This window comes from Bradyrhizobium sp. Kon10, from assembly GCF_055807395.1.
The window spans coordinates 136038-149142 of sequence record NZ_JBVVOZ010000016.1 but is presented as its reverse complement, the minus strand read 5'-3'; the positions used below and the strand labels follow the sequence as shown (position 1 = coordinate 149142).

Sequence of the window (13105 nt, the reverse complement as noted above, 5' to 3'; positions counted from 1 at the left end):
GGGCGCGCGAAGGGCGAACCCGGAATGACCAGGATGGCCCTACTTTGCCTTCTGCAGCTTCGTCACCGTGTACCCCGACGGCGCCTCCTCGGCTTCGAAGGTCACCTTGTCGCCGACCTTCACCTGCTTGAGCAGGGCGGGGTCCTTGACGCGGTAGACCATGGTCATGGGCTGATCCATGCCGAGGTTCTTGGCGGCTCCGTGCTTGAGCGTGATCTTGCCGGCGCTCTCGTCGATCTTCTTCACCTCGCCGCTGATGGAGGACGCTTGCGCGATTGCGCTCACGGTCAAGCCCAGCGTCAGCGTGAGCGCCGCGGTGATGCGGATGGTCGGTTTCATGGCTCTCTCCATCAGCTCATTTCACGGTGACGTGGCCGACCATGCCGTAGTCGCGATGGTCGGGGATCAGGCAGGAAAATTCGAAGGTGCCGGCCTTGGTGAACTTCCAGACCATCTCGGCCGTCTTGTTCGGCGCAAGCCGCACTCCGTTCGGGTCGTCGTGCTCCATATGAGGATGCTTCTTCATCACCTCTGCATGCGCGAGGTTCTCCTTGGTGGTCGCGAGCAGGAATTCGTGGTCCTCCTTGCCGACATTGCGCAGCACGAATCGGATCTGCTCGCCGCGCTTCGCCGTGATGTTCGACGGCTCGTAGGACATCTCGCTCATCGCGATCTCGACGGTGCGTGCAGGCTTGTTGGGGTCGCCGGGTTCGCCGGCCGCGAAGCTTTCGTGGGCGCGATGCTCATGCGCGAGCGCAGGCGCGATCGAAAGCGCGGCCAGCGCCAAAGCGAGTTTAATCGTCGTCTTCATCTTCTTCTCCAGTTGGTGGTTGATCGAAACGCTCACATCTTCATCTTCTGCATCGGCGCGGCGCCGGGTTGCTGCCGTGCTGGCTCCGCCGCGGGCGAAGCAACCTCGTAGGCGACGGTGCCTTGCGGGAATTGGTAGGGGCCGGGATCGCGATAATCGTCGCGCGCAAGCCCGTCGCGGATCTTCATCGCCGTGAACATGCCGCCCATCTCGATCGGGCCAAACTGGCCGGTGCCGGTCATCATCGGCAGCGTGTTGTCGGGCGCAGGCATCTCCATGTTGCCCATCGCCATGCCGGTCGATCCCATCGCCATGCCGTCGGGCGCGAGCTTGCCGACGGCCTTCGCGAGATCCTTGCGCGACACGCCGATCAAATTGCGCATGTTGTGGCCCATCGCATTCATGGTGTGATGCGATTTGTGGCAGTGGAACGCCCAGTCGCCGGGATTATCGGCGAGGACGTCGAATACGCGCACGGCACCGACCGGCACGTCGGTGGTCGTCTCCGGATATTGCGCGCTCTCCGGAATCCAGCCGCCGTCGGTGCAGGTCACCGCGAAGCTGTGGCCGTGCAGATGGATCGGATGGTTGGTCATGCTGAGATTGCCCATGCGCACGCGCACCTTGTCGCCGAGCCTGACCGGGAGCGGATCGATGCCGGGAAACACCCGCGCATTCCAGGTCCACATGTTGAACTCGGTCATCTCGTTGACCTTCGGCAGGTAGGTGCCGGGGTCGACAAGATAGGTGCTCATGACGAAGACAAAGTCGCGGTCGACGGGACGGAAGTTTGGATCGCGCGGATGCACGACGACCATGCCCATCATGCCCATCGCCATCTGCACCATCTCGTCGGAGTGCGGGTGGTACATGAAGGTCCCGCTCTTCTTCATCTCGAATTCGTAGACGAAGGTTTTTCCGGGTTGGATATGCGGCTGGGTCAGTCCGCCGACGCCGTCCATGCCGCTTGGAATGATCATGCCGTGCCAGTGCACGGTGGTGTATTCGGGCAGGCGGTTGGTGACGAAGATGCGGACCTTGTCGCCTTCGACGGCTTCGATCGTCGGTCCCGGCGACTGGCCGTTATAGCCCCACAGGTTGACCTTCATGCCCTCGGCGAGTTCGCGCACCACCGGCTCGGCGACAAGATGGAATTCCTTCCAGTCGCCGTTCATGCGCAACGGCAGGGTCCAGCCGTTCAGCGTGACGACCGGGCGGTAGTCCGGGCCGCTGGCCGGATGCAACGGCGGCTGCATGACCGCCTTGTCCATATGCGCGGCTTCCGGAATGCCCGCGGCCTGGACGCGGCCCTGAATCGCGCTCGCGCCGACGAACGCGGCGGTGCCCAGAAATCCTCGGCGGGAAAACATGTTGTCCTCCATCTCAGTGGCCGCCGTCGGCAGGCGCTGCCGCGGCGATGGTGGTTGGATTGTCGCGGCCGGCCGCAGGCGTGCCGCCTCCGTTGACGGCGGTTTGCAGGTCGGATTGAGCGAGGAAGTAATTTTGCTTCGCGTCGATCGCGCCGCGCAGCGACGCGAGCCGCTGCCGGGCTTCGGTCAGCAGCGCAAAGATGTCGACCTGCATGCTGGAGAAGCGCAGCTGCATTTCCTCGGTGATGATTTTTCGCAGGGGGAGGATCTCGCGCTGGTAGTGGCTCGCGATCTCGTAAGCGGATCGGTAAGTGCGGTAGGCATCGCGCGCTTCCGAGCGAACATTCACAGCGCGCTCGGTCAGGCGATCGAACGCGAAATTGTAGGCCTCCGCCGCTTGCCGCACCCGCACCTCGCCGCCGTCGAAGATCGGGATCTGGAACTGCACGTCAAAACCGCGCTCGCGAAACGGCGCGCCCTCGGGATCCTTGGAGCGGCGGGAGATGCCGGCGAGATCGAGCAGCGTCACGAAGCGCGTCGCCTCGGTGAGGTTCAACGACTTTGCCAGCGCCGTCAGCTCCAGCCGCGCGATCTGGAGGTCGATCCGATGCGCCACCGCGTCGGCTTCAATCGAAGGCAGCGCTTGCGGCCGCCGCGCCAACGCCGGCAAAGCATTGGGCAGACGGAAATCGAGGCCGTCGTCCCACAGTCCCATCAACCGCGCCAGCCTTTCGCGCGCCCTCGTCGCCGCCTGCCGCGCGGTGGCGAGATCGGCGGTGGTCTCGGCGTAAAACACCTGCTCGCGGGCCTGGTCGAGCTTGTTGATCGAACCGGTCTCGCCGAGCTTGACCGCGAGCTGCGCGGTGGATTCCGCCGTCGACTTCGCATCCGTCAGCAGCGCGGCCATCTCGTTGGCGGCGACCGCTCGCACATAGGCACGCCGCACATCGGCGGCGAGGCGCAAGGTGGCCAGCGCCGCGCGCAATTGCGCCTGACGAAAGCGGTCGCGCGAGATGTCGGAGCGGAACGGCAGCGTGGCCAACGCCAGGATGTCGCCGACCACCTGGCGCTCGATCTCGCTGGCGCCATTGCCGCTGATGCGCGAGACCGAGAACATCGGATTGGGCGGCAGGCTCTGCTCGACCAGATCGGTCTCGGCCAGCGCCAGCTCGTTGTAGGCGGCTTGCAGCCCCTTGTTGTTGAGCAGCGCGATCTGCACGGCGGCATCGACGCTCAGCGTGCGCGACAACAGCCGGCGGACGGTTGCGCCGGCCGCGTCCGCGCCTTCCGGCGACCGAACGAAGGCCACGTCCTTGTGGATGGTCTGGTTTGTCAGCTCCGAGACCGCGGACATGCCGCTGTCAGGCGAGAACGACGCGCAGCCGGCAAGAGCAAGCTCTAAAGGGCCGAACGCAGCGAGCACGAGAAGGCTGCGCGCCAAAGGGTGTGCCATGGCGCGCTCCTAGTGCTGTGGCTTCGGCTGCGGCGCAACGCTGTCATTGCGCTCTTGCCATGGTGCCGGCGTGGTGGGTCGCAGGCTGGTGTAGGGCGCGATCGTCGATCGATAGCCGACAGGCGCAACCCTGGCCGCTGGATCGGCAGGGCCGCCGCTGGCGAGCGGCACGGCCGCTGGCATGCAGCCGGCCAGTCCAAACGCTACTAGCAACGGCCAAATGAATCGAAAGTATCGTCCACGCGCCGAGAATACGGCGGCGGATCTCGCCCCGAGAAGCGTAAGCATGAGTCATCCCTGATCTGTCCGAGGACCACGGGCGTGCGCGCGCAGACGCGCGACGCCTCAAGTCGTGACGTTGTTCAGGTCAGACGATGGGAGGGCGGTAGAGCAGGGGCGGCGCCTGGCTGTGCAGGCTGGCCATGATCCCGGGCGTGCAGGCGGAGATCGGCTGCAGCGGCTGGGCGACGCTGGGGAGGTCGGCCGGCAGCGCGCTCACGCACATCATCGCGCAACACGGGCCCACCTTGCCCTTGCTGTCATGATGATGCGGAGCGGGTGTGTCCTGCGCGGCGGCCTGGTGATGCGCGTGCTTGCCGGTATTGTCATGCGTCACATTGCCCTCATGGCTGTGAGCCGCCGCCACCTGATGATGCACCGGCACGAGATCGGCCAGCAGCGTATCATCAAGGCACGGCGCCGGACCGCTGCCCCAGGCAAGTGCTGCCGCCGGCGCGAGCACGCAGAACAGATAGGCGAGCGCGACGAGGCGCCCCACCCTGATCCGCATCGATCGCGTCAATTGCAACAACATTTCTCCGACATGCTCATCGCGCGGCAATGTCGCACACGCGGATTGCAAACTAATGGCAAAGCGCGATTTCGCCAAGCTCCTTCTTACCGCAGTGCACCGCGCATGCCCAATATCGCGGCACGATGCTTGACCGTGAGGCGATCAGCGAACATGGTCCCGGCCGTGTACGCACCAAATCATCCGGAACAGAAACCTTCCGCTTTCACTCCCGACTCGCGTCAGGCCTGGGTGCGGCTCCTCATCGCGCTTGTGATCGGCTCGATCGGTGCCGTCGGCATGTGGGCGGTCGTCGTCGTGATTCCCGTGGTGCAGGCTGAGTTCGCTGCCTCGCGCGGCGCGGTGTCGCTGGCCTTCACCCTCATGATGTTCGGTTTCGGGCTCGGTGGCGTGATCGCCGGCAGGATCACCGATCGGTTCGGCATCGTGCAGGCGATGGCGATCAGCATCGCGTTCCTTGGCATCGCCAATGTGCTGGCGGGACTGTCGACGCATCTCTGGCAGTTCGTCGCCGCCTATTTCCTGATCGGCCTCGGCACCTCGGCGACCTTCGCGCCGCTCATGGCCGAGGCCTCGCACTGGTTCGAGCGCTATCGCGGGCTTGCCGTGACCATCGTCGCGAGCGGCAATTACGTTGCCGGCACGATATGGCCGCCGATCGTGAGCTTCGGCATCCAGACCATCGGCTGGCGCTATACTCACATCGGCATAGGTCTCGTCTGCGCCAGCCTGATGACGGTCCTCGTGCTGGTCCTGCGTTCGCAGATGGGCGACGACAAGGTTCGCAATCACGCCAACGCGCCGCCGCCGCGCGTCGATCTCAAGCTCTCGACCAACACGCTGACGGTGCTGCTCTCGATCGCCTCTGTCGCCTGCTGCGTGGCGATGGCGATGCCGCAGGTCCATATCGTCGCCTATTGCGGCGATCTCGGCTTCGGCGTCGCGCGCGGCGCCGAAATGCTGTCGCTGATGATGGGCTGCGGCATCGTCAGCCGCATCGGCTCGGGCTATCTCGCCGACAAGATCGGCGGCATCCCGACATTGCTGATCGGATCGGTGGCCCAGGGTTTTGCGCTGGCGTTCTACCTGTTCTTCGACAGCCTGACCTCGCTCTATCTGATCTCCGCGATGTTCGGCCTGTTTCAGGGCGGGATCGTGCCGAGCTATGCCATCATCGTGCGCGAGGCGATGCCGGCCAGCCAAGCCGCAACCCGCGTCGGCATCGTGATCTTTGCGTCGGTGTTCGGCATGTCCTTCGGCGGCTGGGTTTCCGGCGTGATTTTTGATGCCACCGGTTCCTATGCGGCTGCCTTTGCCAATGGCGTGGCGTGGAACGCCCTCAATGTCTTGATCGTCCTGACGCTGCTGATCCGTTCGCGAATGAATGCAGTCAGGACCGGACCGGGGTTCGCGACCTAAACCGCCTGTCCGGCTTTCAACAGCGAACAACCCGTGATCTTGTAGCTGCCGTCTGGCTGTTGCTCGAGCGTATAGAGCGCCTCCCAGGCCTCGCCATCGGCATCAATGATGTGGACGTGCTGGGCAATCGAGTTGCCTTCGCTCTTGCTGTCGCCGAACTCAAAGCTCCTGTGCCGGTACACCGGCGGGTAGCCGTTCTGCACCATGGACATGAAGATGTCGGGCGCCGGAAAGATCTGCTTGATCGCGGGCGCGGCGTAGGAATAGGCGGCGGCCGCATCGTCGTGGCCGAAGGCTTGCTCCTGGGCGCGGATCACACCCTGTGCCGTTGTGACATCGTCGGCGAATGCGGAGGGGCTGACAGCCACAGTGAGAGCGACGAGCAAGACTGCGATGCGCATGGCAGGCTCCGCGTTGATATCCGACGGTCGCGACCCTAGCACGACTTTGGGAAAGGCGGGACGCGCTATCGCTTGCGTTTTGTCGCCGTCTTCGCCGGTTTGGCCGCGCGCGATTTCGCCTTGGTGCCCGCCTGCAGGCGCAGCCCGTCGACGAACACGTCGAGCATCCGCAGGACCGATGCTTGCCAGCCGGGCTGATCATGCATGTAGCACATGCCGATCAGGGCCCTGAGCAGGTCTTCCGGGCTGATGTCGGCGCGCATCTCGCCGGCTGCCACGGCGCGATCGAGCAGCGAGCCGATCGCCTTGGTCAGACGATCCATCGAGAACGCCGCGAGCTCCGACGAGCTCTGGAACGTCAGCGCCAGCGCGGCCGACATGCCTTTTTTGGTGGCAATGAACTCGACCGTGGAACTCAGCCAGCGCCGCAGCGCATCGACCGGATCCTTGGCGCTTCGCAGACGCTCGGCGAACTCGCTGAGCTGCCCGACCTCGCGCCGGTACACCGCCTCGTACAAGTCCTCGCGCGTCGGGAAATGCCGATAGAGCGTGCCGATGCCGACACCGGCGCGTTTTGCCACGGCCTCCAGGCTCGCTTCCGGGCCGCCGGCGTTGAACACGACCTTTGCCGCCTCGAGCACGCGTTCACGATTGCGCACGGCATCGGCGCGAGGCTTGCGGATCTGGTCGGCGTGATCGTCCATCACCCTAATGTAGATCACGAATTGGTTAGATTGAACCCTTGCAGGGCCCGATCGCGTTGTCTGTCCGCGGGCTTTTGACGAATTCCAAATAATTCTTTGACGACCCTTGTTAAGCGGAGGGTGCCTCCGTATCTTCGCTGAGGCGTTGGCCCGGAACATGTTCGGGGGCGCTCGAATCGACGGCGGCCACGGCATGGCGCGCTGCGCGATGAGTCATGTCCATTTCTGATCGGAGCCTTGTATGAACCACTCCATCAGCCTCACCGTGAACGGTGCGCCGCGCAAATTCGTCCTCGACGATCCGCGCGTGACGCTGCTCGATCTCCTGCGTGAGCGCCTCCATCTGACCGGAACCAAGAAGGGATGCGACCGCGGCCAGTGCGGGGCGTGCACCATTCTCGTCAACGGCAAGCGCATCAACTCCTGCCTGGCACTCGCCATCAGCCACAACGGCGCCGACATCCTCGCCATCGAAGGCGTCGCGCGCGGCGACCAACTGCACCCGGTGCAGGCCGCCTTTATCGCCCATGACGGATTTCAATGCGGCTTCTGTACGCCCGGCCAGATCATGAGCGCGATCGGCATGATGCGCGAAGGCCAGGCCGGCGCCGACCCCGAACGTATCCGCGAATGCATGAGCGGCAATCTGTGCCGCTGCGGCGCCTATGCCGGCATCGTCGATGCCGTGCTCGAAGCGCAGGCCGGGACCGATGAAGCCAACCGGAGGCGCTCCGCATGAAACAGTTCGATTACGTCAGGCCCGCAACGGTCGCAGAGGCCGTTGCCGCCGCGGCCCAGCCGGGCACGGTCTATCTCGCCGCCGGCACCAATTTGCTCGATCTGATGAAGGGGGGCATCAGCCGTCCGGATCGCCTGGTCGACCTCACGCACCTCGAAGGGCTCGACGGGATCGAGCATCTCGCCGACGGCGGCGTGCGCATCGGCGCGCTGGTGAGCAATGCCGATCTTGCCCATGACACAGAGTTCGCGAAGTCCTATCCCGCCGTTGCGGAAGCGCTGCTGTCGGGTGCCTCCGCGCAACTCCGCAACGCCGCCACCGTGGGCGGCAATCTTCTGCAACGAACGCGCTGCGCCTATTTCTACGACACGGCCAGCCGCTGCAACAAGCGCGAAGCCGGCAGCGGTTGCGATGCGCGCGAAGGCGAGAACCGGACCCACGCCGTGCTCGGCTGGAGCGAGAGCTGCATCGCCACGCATCCCTCGGATTTTTGCGTGCCGCTGGTCGCGCTCGATGCCATTGTCGAGATCGAGGGCAGAAGCGGCCGGCGCGAGATCGCGCTCGACGAACTGCACCGATTGCCGGGCAGCTCGCCCGAGCGAGACTCGGCCCTCGAACCCGGCGACCTCATCATTGCGGTGCGTCTGCCGCCTGCGGCACGCAGGTTCGCGGCGCATGCGCGCTATCTCAAGGTTCGCGAGCGGACCTCCTATGCCTTTGCCGTCGTCTCGGCCGCCGCGGCGTTGCGGATCGAGAACGGCAACATCGCGGAAGCACGGCTTGCGCTGGGTGGCGTTGCTGCAAAGCCCTGGCGCGCCCGCGCTGCCGAAGATGTGCTCAAGGGTGTCGCACCGACGGCGGACGCCTTCCAGGAAGCCGCCTGGCGCGCGCTCGCCGACGCAAAACCGTCCGGCGACAACGCCTTCAAGATCGAGCTCGCGCGCCGCATCGTCGTGCGCGCGCTGACGCTGGCCGCTGCCGGTACGCCGGCGCGCCTGCCGGCGCTGCCAGCCTCTCCTTTTGCCTCGACCTCCGGAGCCGTTCATGCCCGAGCTTAATCTCACCAGCGCTCCCGCTCATCTGCGCCACGGCTCCAACATCGGCCAGCCGCTGACTCGCCGCGACGGCGTGCTCAAGGTGAAGGGACAGGCGACGTACGCCGCCGACAATCATCCGCCCGGGATGCTGTTCGCGGTGATGGCGGTCTCAAGCATCGCGCGCGGACGCGTGGTCTCGCTCGATGTCGCCGCCGCTAAGGGCCATCCCGGCGTGGTCGATGTCATGACCACGGAGCACAAGCCGCCGCTGGCGATCGACCCTGAAGTCAAGACCAACCCGTTTGTGTTCCGCATGGAGGTGTTGCAGAGCGACGAGGTTCGCTACGTCAACCAGCCGATCGCCGTCGTGATCGCCGAGACGCTGGAGGCTGCGACCGAAGGCGCGGCGCTGCTGACGCCGCGCTATGAGACGCTGCCTGCGCTTGTCGGGCTCGATGCTGGTGAAAGCTTTGTGCCGCCGGTCGTGGGCGTCGGCAACCCCGCGGAAAATCACCGCGGCGATGTCGAGGCGGGGCTTGCCTCGGCCGAGAAACAGATCGACGCGACTTACGTGACGCCGCCGCAATATCACAACGCCATGGAGCCGCATGCGGTCGTGGCTGCATGGGACGGCGACAGTCTGCAGATCGACATGCCGACTCAGGGTCTCATGCTGTCGCTGGCGCGGGTCGCCGAACTGTTCGGTATCGCGCACGACAAGATCCACATCCGCAGCCCATTCCTCGGCGGCGGCTTCGGGTCCAAGGGCCTCATGGCCGGTCCGCCGGTGCTCGGCATCATGGCCGCAAAGCTTGTCGGCAAGCCGGTCAAGCTCGTGCTGCGCCGCGAGCAGATGTATGGCCCGGTCGGCCATCGCGCGCCGACCCGTCAGCGGCTGCGTATCGGTACCGACCCTGAAGGACGCCTGACCGCGCTGGATCATCATGCCCGGACTGTCACGAGCACCTTCGACGACTTCTATGAGCCGGCTGCCGATGCCTCGCACACCCTCTATGCGGCGCCTGCGATCCGCACCTCGCACGATGCCGTGCGCGTAAACACAGGCACGCCGCTGTTCATGCGCGCACCCGGCGAGGCGACCGGCTCGATTGCGCTGGAGAGCGCGATCGACGAGATGGCCTGGGCCTGCGGCATCGATCCGCTGGCCTTTCGCCTGAAGAACTATGCGGAGGTCGAGCCGATCACGGGCAAGCCGTTTTCGTCCAAAGCGTTGCGGGCCTGCTACGAGCAAGGCGCGGCGCGTTTCGGCTGGACGAAGCGACCGCTCCAGCCGCGGCAGATGCGCGACGATGCCGGCCTCCTGGTCGGCTGGGGCATGGGCACCGCGACGTTCCCGGCGCTGATGTTCCAGGCCGAGGCCCGTGCCGTTCTTCGCCGCGACGGCTCCGGCGTCATGGAGATCGGCGCGCATGACATGGGACAGGGCGCCTGGACCGCGCTGGCGCAAATCGCGGCCGACGAACTCGGACTCGATATCGACCGCGTCGCGTTCAAGGCGGGTACGTCAGACCTGCCCGACGCCGGCATCGCCGGCGGTTCCGCGCATACCGCGACCGCGGGTGCTGCGATCCACAGCGCCGGCGCGGCCGTGATTGCAAAACTCGCCGATCTCGCCACCAACGACGAGCGCTCGCCGCTGTTCGGCGCCGGCAATACCGGCGTCATCGCGCGCGACGGCAGGTTGATCCGTCGCGACGACGACAGCCGCAGCGAAAGCTATGCCGAGATCCTCGCGCGTGCGGGCGTGGCCGAGGTCGAGGCACGCGGCACCGGCGCGCCGAATCCGGCGGCGATGGAGGAATATGCCATGCACGCCCACGGCGCGGTGTTCGCGGAGGTGAAGGTCGATCCCGAGCTCGGCCAGATCCGCGTCACCCGCATGGTCGGTGCCTTCGCCGCGGGCCGCATCGTCAATCCGCGCATGGTGCAGAGCCAGCTGTTCGGTGGCATGATCTGGGGCATGTCGTTCGCGCTGCACGAGGAAGCCATCACCGATCGCCGCAGCGGGAGGATCATGAACGCCAATCTCGGCGAGTACCACGTCCCCGTGAATGCCGACGTGCCGCCGCTCGACGTGATCACGGTCGAGGAGCACGACCCGCATGTGAATGCGCTCGGCATCAAGGGCGTGGGCGAGATCGGCATCACCGGCAGCGCCGGCGCGGTCGCCAACGCCGTCTGGCATGCGACGGGGGTGAGGGTGCGTCGTTTCCCGATCAAGATCGAGGATCTGTTGACGCAGCTTTGAAGCCGTTCGGCCTGCCGCCGCCTCAAAACGTCGGCGGCGTGCAGGCCGAGATCACTTCGCACGGCTTGCCGCCGACGCAGCGGAAACGGTGCGGGCGGCGGCTTTCGAAATAATAGGCATCGCCGGGATTGAGGATGCGGCGCTCGTCTTCGACGGTCACCTCGAGCTTGCCGGAGATCACGATGCCGCCTTCCTCGCCGTCATGGACCAGGTGAACGCGCCCGGTGTCGCTGCCGGGCTCGTAACGCTCTTTCAGAATCTGCAAGGTGCGGCCGAACAGATTGTCGCCGATCTGGCGATAGGAGATCGGCTTCTTGCCGACCTCGGTCAGCTCCTCCGAGCGGTAGAAGATCTTGCGCCGCATCTCCGGCTCCAGCGCGAAGAATTCGGCGAGCCCCATCGGGATGCCGTCGAGGATGCGCTTGAGCGCGCCGACCGACGGGTTCATCTGGTTGGATTCGATCAGCGAGATCGTCGAATTGGTGACGCCGGCGCGCTTGGCGAGCTCGCGCTGCGACAGCTTCTGGCGCGCCCGGATGAATCGCAGCCGTCCACCGATGTCGACGCTCATGCCCCTGGTCCCTGTTGCAGGTGTTGCGGATCGCGCAAATATGGACCGGCAGCCCTAACCAAATCAATGGCTTGCAGGTTGACAGAAAAGGACTTGTTGCGGTTCTGAAGCCGTGGCTCTGCTAGCACGTCAGCAAAGGAGCGGCCCGTGACCCTTCATCAGATTCCGAACACCATCAAGACCGACTCGTTCTGGATGCCGTTCACGGCCAACCGTCAGTTCAAGAAGGCGCCGCGGCTGTTCTCCTCGGCCGAGGGCATGCACTACACCACGGTCGACGGCCGCAAGGTGATCGACGGCTCCGCGGGCCTCTGGTGCGTCAATGCCGGCCACGGCCGCAAGCAGATCGCCGCCGCGGTCGAGCGCCAGCTGATGACGCTGGATTTCGCGCCCTCGTTCCAGATGGGCCATCCGCTGGCCTTCGATTTCGCCGAGCGTCTCGCCGAGATCGCACCGAAGAACCTGGACCGCATCTTTTTCACCAATTCCGGCTCCGAATCGGTCGATACGGCGCTGAAGATCGCGCTCGCCTATCACCGCGCCAACGGCCAGGCGTCCCGCACCCGCCTGATCGGCCGCGAGCGCGGCTATCACGGTGTCGGCTTCGGCGGCATGTCGGTCGGCGGCATGGTCGCCAACCGCCGAGCGTTCGCCACCCATCTGCCGGGCGTCGACCACATCCGCCACACCCACGATCTTACCCGCAACGCTTTCGCCAAGGATCAGCCTGAGTACGGCGTCGAACTCGCCGACGATCTCGAGCGGCTGGTCGGACTGCACGGCGCCGAGACGATCGCGGCCGTGATCGTCGAGCCGGTGCCGGGCTCGACCGCAGTGCTGCCGCCGCCGAAGGGCTATCTCCAGCGTCTGCGCGAGATCTGCGACAAGCACGGCATTCTCCTGATCTTCGACGAGGTCATCACCGGCTTCGGCCGCCTCGGCACGCCGTTCGCCGCCGACTTCTTCGGCGTGACCCCGGACCTGATGACGACGGCCAAGGGCATCACCAATGGCACCGTGCCCTGTGGTGCTGTGTTTGCGCATCGCAAGGTGCACGACGCTATGATGGTCGGTCCGGAAAACATGATGGAGCTGTTCCACGGCTACACCTATTCGGCCCATCCGGTGGCCTGCGCGGCGGGCATCGCGACGCTCGACATCTACAAGGACGAAGGCCTGCTCACGCGCGGTGCGTCGATCGCGGAATACTGGCGCGATGCGCTGCATACGCTGAAGGGCCTGCCCAACGTCGTCGATATCCGCAATTGCGGCCTGATGGGCGCGGTCGAGCTGTCGTCGCGCGACGGCGCGGTCGGCGCGCGCGGCTACGACGTCATGGTCGACTGCTTCAATCGCGGGCTTTACTTCCGCATGAGCGGCGACTCCTTTGCATTGTCGCCGCCGCTCATCGTCGAGAAGAGCCATATCGACGACATGGTGTCGATCCTGGGCGACGCCATCAAGCGGGTGGCCTGATAATTGCTCTTGCAGCGGCGGGCGTGATGCCGCGGGAGTTTGAC

Annotated in this window: 14 protein-coding genes; 5 read left to right on the top strand and 9 right to left on the bottom strand. The window is 65.4% G+C overall.

The window, feature by feature from the left end; translation table 11 throughout:
- Nucleotides 1-39: 39 nt before the first annotated feature.
- The 6 genes from AC0L2O_RS22570 to AC0L2O_RS22545 form a co-directional block, all read right to left on the bottom strand.
- Nucleotides 40-339 (bottom strand): copper-binding protein, encoded by a 300-nt coding sequence (locus tag AC0L2O_RS22570; RefSeq protein ID WP_369726135.1) that lies wholly within the window; start codon nucleotides 337-339, stop codon nucleotides 40-42.
- A 16-nt stretch (nucleotides 340-355) separates the two neighbouring features.
- Nucleotides 356-811, bottom strand: a complete 456-nt coding sequence (locus AC0L2O_RS22565; protein WP_473371249.1) for a cupredoxin domain-containing protein — start codon at nucleotides 809-811, stop codon at nucleotides 356-358.
- 32 nt (nucleotides 812-843) lie between these two features.
- Nucleotides 844-2181: a copper oxidase gene (locus AC0L2O_RS22560; RefSeq protein WP_473371248.1), complete on the bottom strand. Its 1338-nt coding sequence runs from the start codon at nucleotides 2179-2181 to the stop codon at nucleotides 844-846.
- 13 nt (nucleotides 2182-2194) lie between these two features.
- The gene (locus AC0L2O_RS22555) at nucleotides 2195-3634 is read right to left on the bottom strand and encodes a TolC family protein (protein WP_473371247.1); all 1440 of its coding nucleotides are present in this window, start codon (nucleotides 3632-3634) and stop codon (nucleotides 2195-2197) included.
- Nucleotides 3635-3643: 9 nt separating this feature from the next.
- The gene (locus AC0L2O_RS22550) at nucleotides 3644-3922 is read right to left on the bottom strand and encodes a hypothetical protein (protein ID WP_473371246.1); all 279 of its coding nucleotides are present in this window, start codon (nucleotides 3920-3922) and stop codon (nucleotides 3644-3646) included.
- 79 nt (nucleotides 3923-4001) lie between these two features.
- Nucleotides 4002-4523, bottom strand: coding sequence for a hypothetical protein (locus AC0L2O_RS22545; RefSeq protein WP_473371245.1), 522 nt, complete (start codon nucleotides 4521-4523; stop codon nucleotides 4002-4004).
- A 75-nt stretch (nucleotides 4524-4598) separates the two neighbouring features.
- Between AC0L2O_RS22545 and AC0L2O_RS22540 the strand changes: the two genes are divergently transcribed.
- On the top strand, nucleotides 4599-5864 hold the full coding sequence (locus AC0L2O_RS22540; protein ID WP_473371244.1) for an MFS transporter: 1266 nt from the start codon (nucleotides 4599-4601) through the stop codon (nucleotides 5862-5864).
- Here the strand turns inward: AC0L2O_RS22540 and AC0L2O_RS22535 are convergent.
- On the bottom strand, nucleotides 5861-6265 hold the full coding sequence (locus tag AC0L2O_RS22535; protein WP_473371243.1) for a DUF4864 domain-containing protein: 405 nt from the start codon (nucleotides 6263-6265) through the stop codon (nucleotides 5861-5863). The two genes, AC0L2O_RS22540 and AC0L2O_RS22535, sit on opposite strands and share 4 nt — an antisense overlap.
- Nucleotides 6266-6330: 65 nt before the next feature.
- Nucleotides 6331-6969 carry a TetR/AcrR family transcriptional regulator gene (locus AC0L2O_RS22530; RefSeq protein WP_473371263.1) on the bottom strand — a complete coding sequence of 213 codons (639 nt, stop codon included), beginning with the start codon at nucleotides 6967-6969 and terminating at the stop codon, nucleotides 6331-6333.
- Nucleotides 6970-7210: 241 nt separating this feature from the next.
- On the opposite strand from AC0L2O_RS22530, the gene AC0L2O_RS22525 reads away from it, so the two are divergent.
- The 3 genes from AC0L2O_RS22525 to AC0L2O_RS22515 are packed head-to-tail and all read left to right on the top strand — an operon-like array spanning nucleotide 7211 to nucleotide 11014.
- Complete coding sequence (locus AC0L2O_RS22525) at nucleotides 7211-7708, top strand: (2Fe-2S)-binding protein (protein WP_473371242.1); 498 nt, start codon at nucleotides 7211-7213, stop codon at nucleotides 7706-7708.
- Nucleotides 7705-8766 (top strand): FAD binding domain-containing protein, encoded by a 1062-nt coding sequence (locus AC0L2O_RS22520; RefSeq protein WP_473371241.1) that lies wholly within the window; start codon nucleotides 7705-7707, stop codon nucleotides 8764-8766. Before AC0L2O_RS22525 ends, AC0L2O_RS22520 begins: the two co-directional genes overlap by 4 nt.
- Nucleotides 8753-11014 carry a xanthine dehydrogenase family protein molybdopterin-binding subunit gene (locus AC0L2O_RS22515; protein WP_473371240.1) on the top strand — a complete coding sequence of 754 codons (2262 nt, stop codon included), beginning with the start codon at nucleotides 8753-8755 and terminating at the stop codon, nucleotides 11012-11014. The genes AC0L2O_RS22520 and AC0L2O_RS22515 overlap by 14 nt, the downstream gene beginning before the upstream one ends.
- 22 nt (nucleotides 11015-11036) lie before the next feature.
- Here AC0L2O_RS22515 and AC0L2O_RS22510 read toward each other — a convergent pair whose 3' ends face one another.
- Nucleotides 11037-11585, bottom strand: coding sequence for a cupin domain-containing protein (locus AC0L2O_RS22510; protein WP_473371239.1), 549 nt, complete (start codon nucleotides 11583-11585; stop codon nucleotides 11037-11039).
- A gap of 147 nt (nucleotides 11586-11732) precedes the next feature.
- On the opposite strand from AC0L2O_RS22510, the gene aptA reads away from it, so the two are divergent.
- On the top strand, nucleotides 11733-13061 hold the full coding sequence (aptA, locus tag AC0L2O_RS22505) for an omega-aminotransferase AptA (RefSeq protein WP_473371238.1): 1329 nt from the start codon (nucleotides 11733-11735) through the stop codon (nucleotides 13059-13061).
- Nucleotides 13062-13105 lie beyond the last annotated feature (44 nt).

Excerpts from the sequence above, each read along its gene's own strand:
- AC0L2O_RS22520 (WP_473371241.1), top strand. The coding sequence starts at position 7,705 with ATGAAACAGTTCGATTACGTCAGGCCCGCAACGGTCGCAGAGGCCGTT.
- AC0L2O_RS22510 (WP_473371239.1), bottom strand. The coding sequence starts at position 11,585 with ATGAGCGTCGACATCGGTGGACGGCTGCGATTCATCCGGGCGCGCCAG.
- AC0L2O_RS22565 (WP_473371249.1), bottom strand. The coding sequence starts at position 811 with ATGAAGACGACGATTAAACTCGCTTTGGCGCTGGCCGCGCTTTCGATC.
- AC0L2O_RS22515 (WP_473371240.1), top strand. The coding sequence starts at position 8,753 with ATGCCCGAGCTTAATCTCACCAGCGCTCCCGCTCATCTGCGCCACGGC.
- AC0L2O_RS22550 (WP_473371246.1), bottom strand. The coding sequence starts at position 3,922 with ATGCTTACGCTTCTCGGGGCGAGATCCGCCGCCGTATTCTCGGCGCGT.
- AC0L2O_RS22555 (WP_473371247.1), bottom strand. The coding sequence starts at position 3,634 with ATGGCACACCCTTTGGCGCGCAGCCTTCTCGTGCTCGCTGCGTTCGGC.
- AC0L2O_RS22525 (WP_473371242.1), top strand. The coding sequence starts at position 7,211 with ATGAACCACTCCATCAGCCTCACCGTGAACGGTGCGCCGCGCAAATTC.
- AC0L2O_RS22560 (WP_473371248.1), bottom strand. The coding sequence starts at position 2,181 with ATGTTTTCCCGCCGAGGATTTCTGGGCACCGCCGCGTTCGTCGGCGCG.
- AC0L2O_RS22540 (WP_473371244.1), top strand. The coding sequence starts at position 4,599 with ATGGTCCCGGCCGTGTACGCACCAAATCATCCGGAACAGAAACCTTCC.
- AC0L2O_RS22530 (WP_473371263.1), bottom strand. The coding sequence starts at position 6,969 with ATGGACGATCACGCCGACCAGATCCGCAAGCCTCGCGCCGATGCCGTG.
- AC0L2O_RS22535 (WP_473371243.1), bottom strand. The coding sequence starts at position 6,265 with ATGCGCATCGCAGTCTTGCTCGTCGCTCTCACTGTGGCTGTCAGCCCC.
- AC0L2O_RS22570 (WP_369726135.1), bottom strand. The coding sequence starts at position 339 with ATGAAACCGACCATCCGCATCACCGCGGCGCTCACGCTGACGCTGGGC.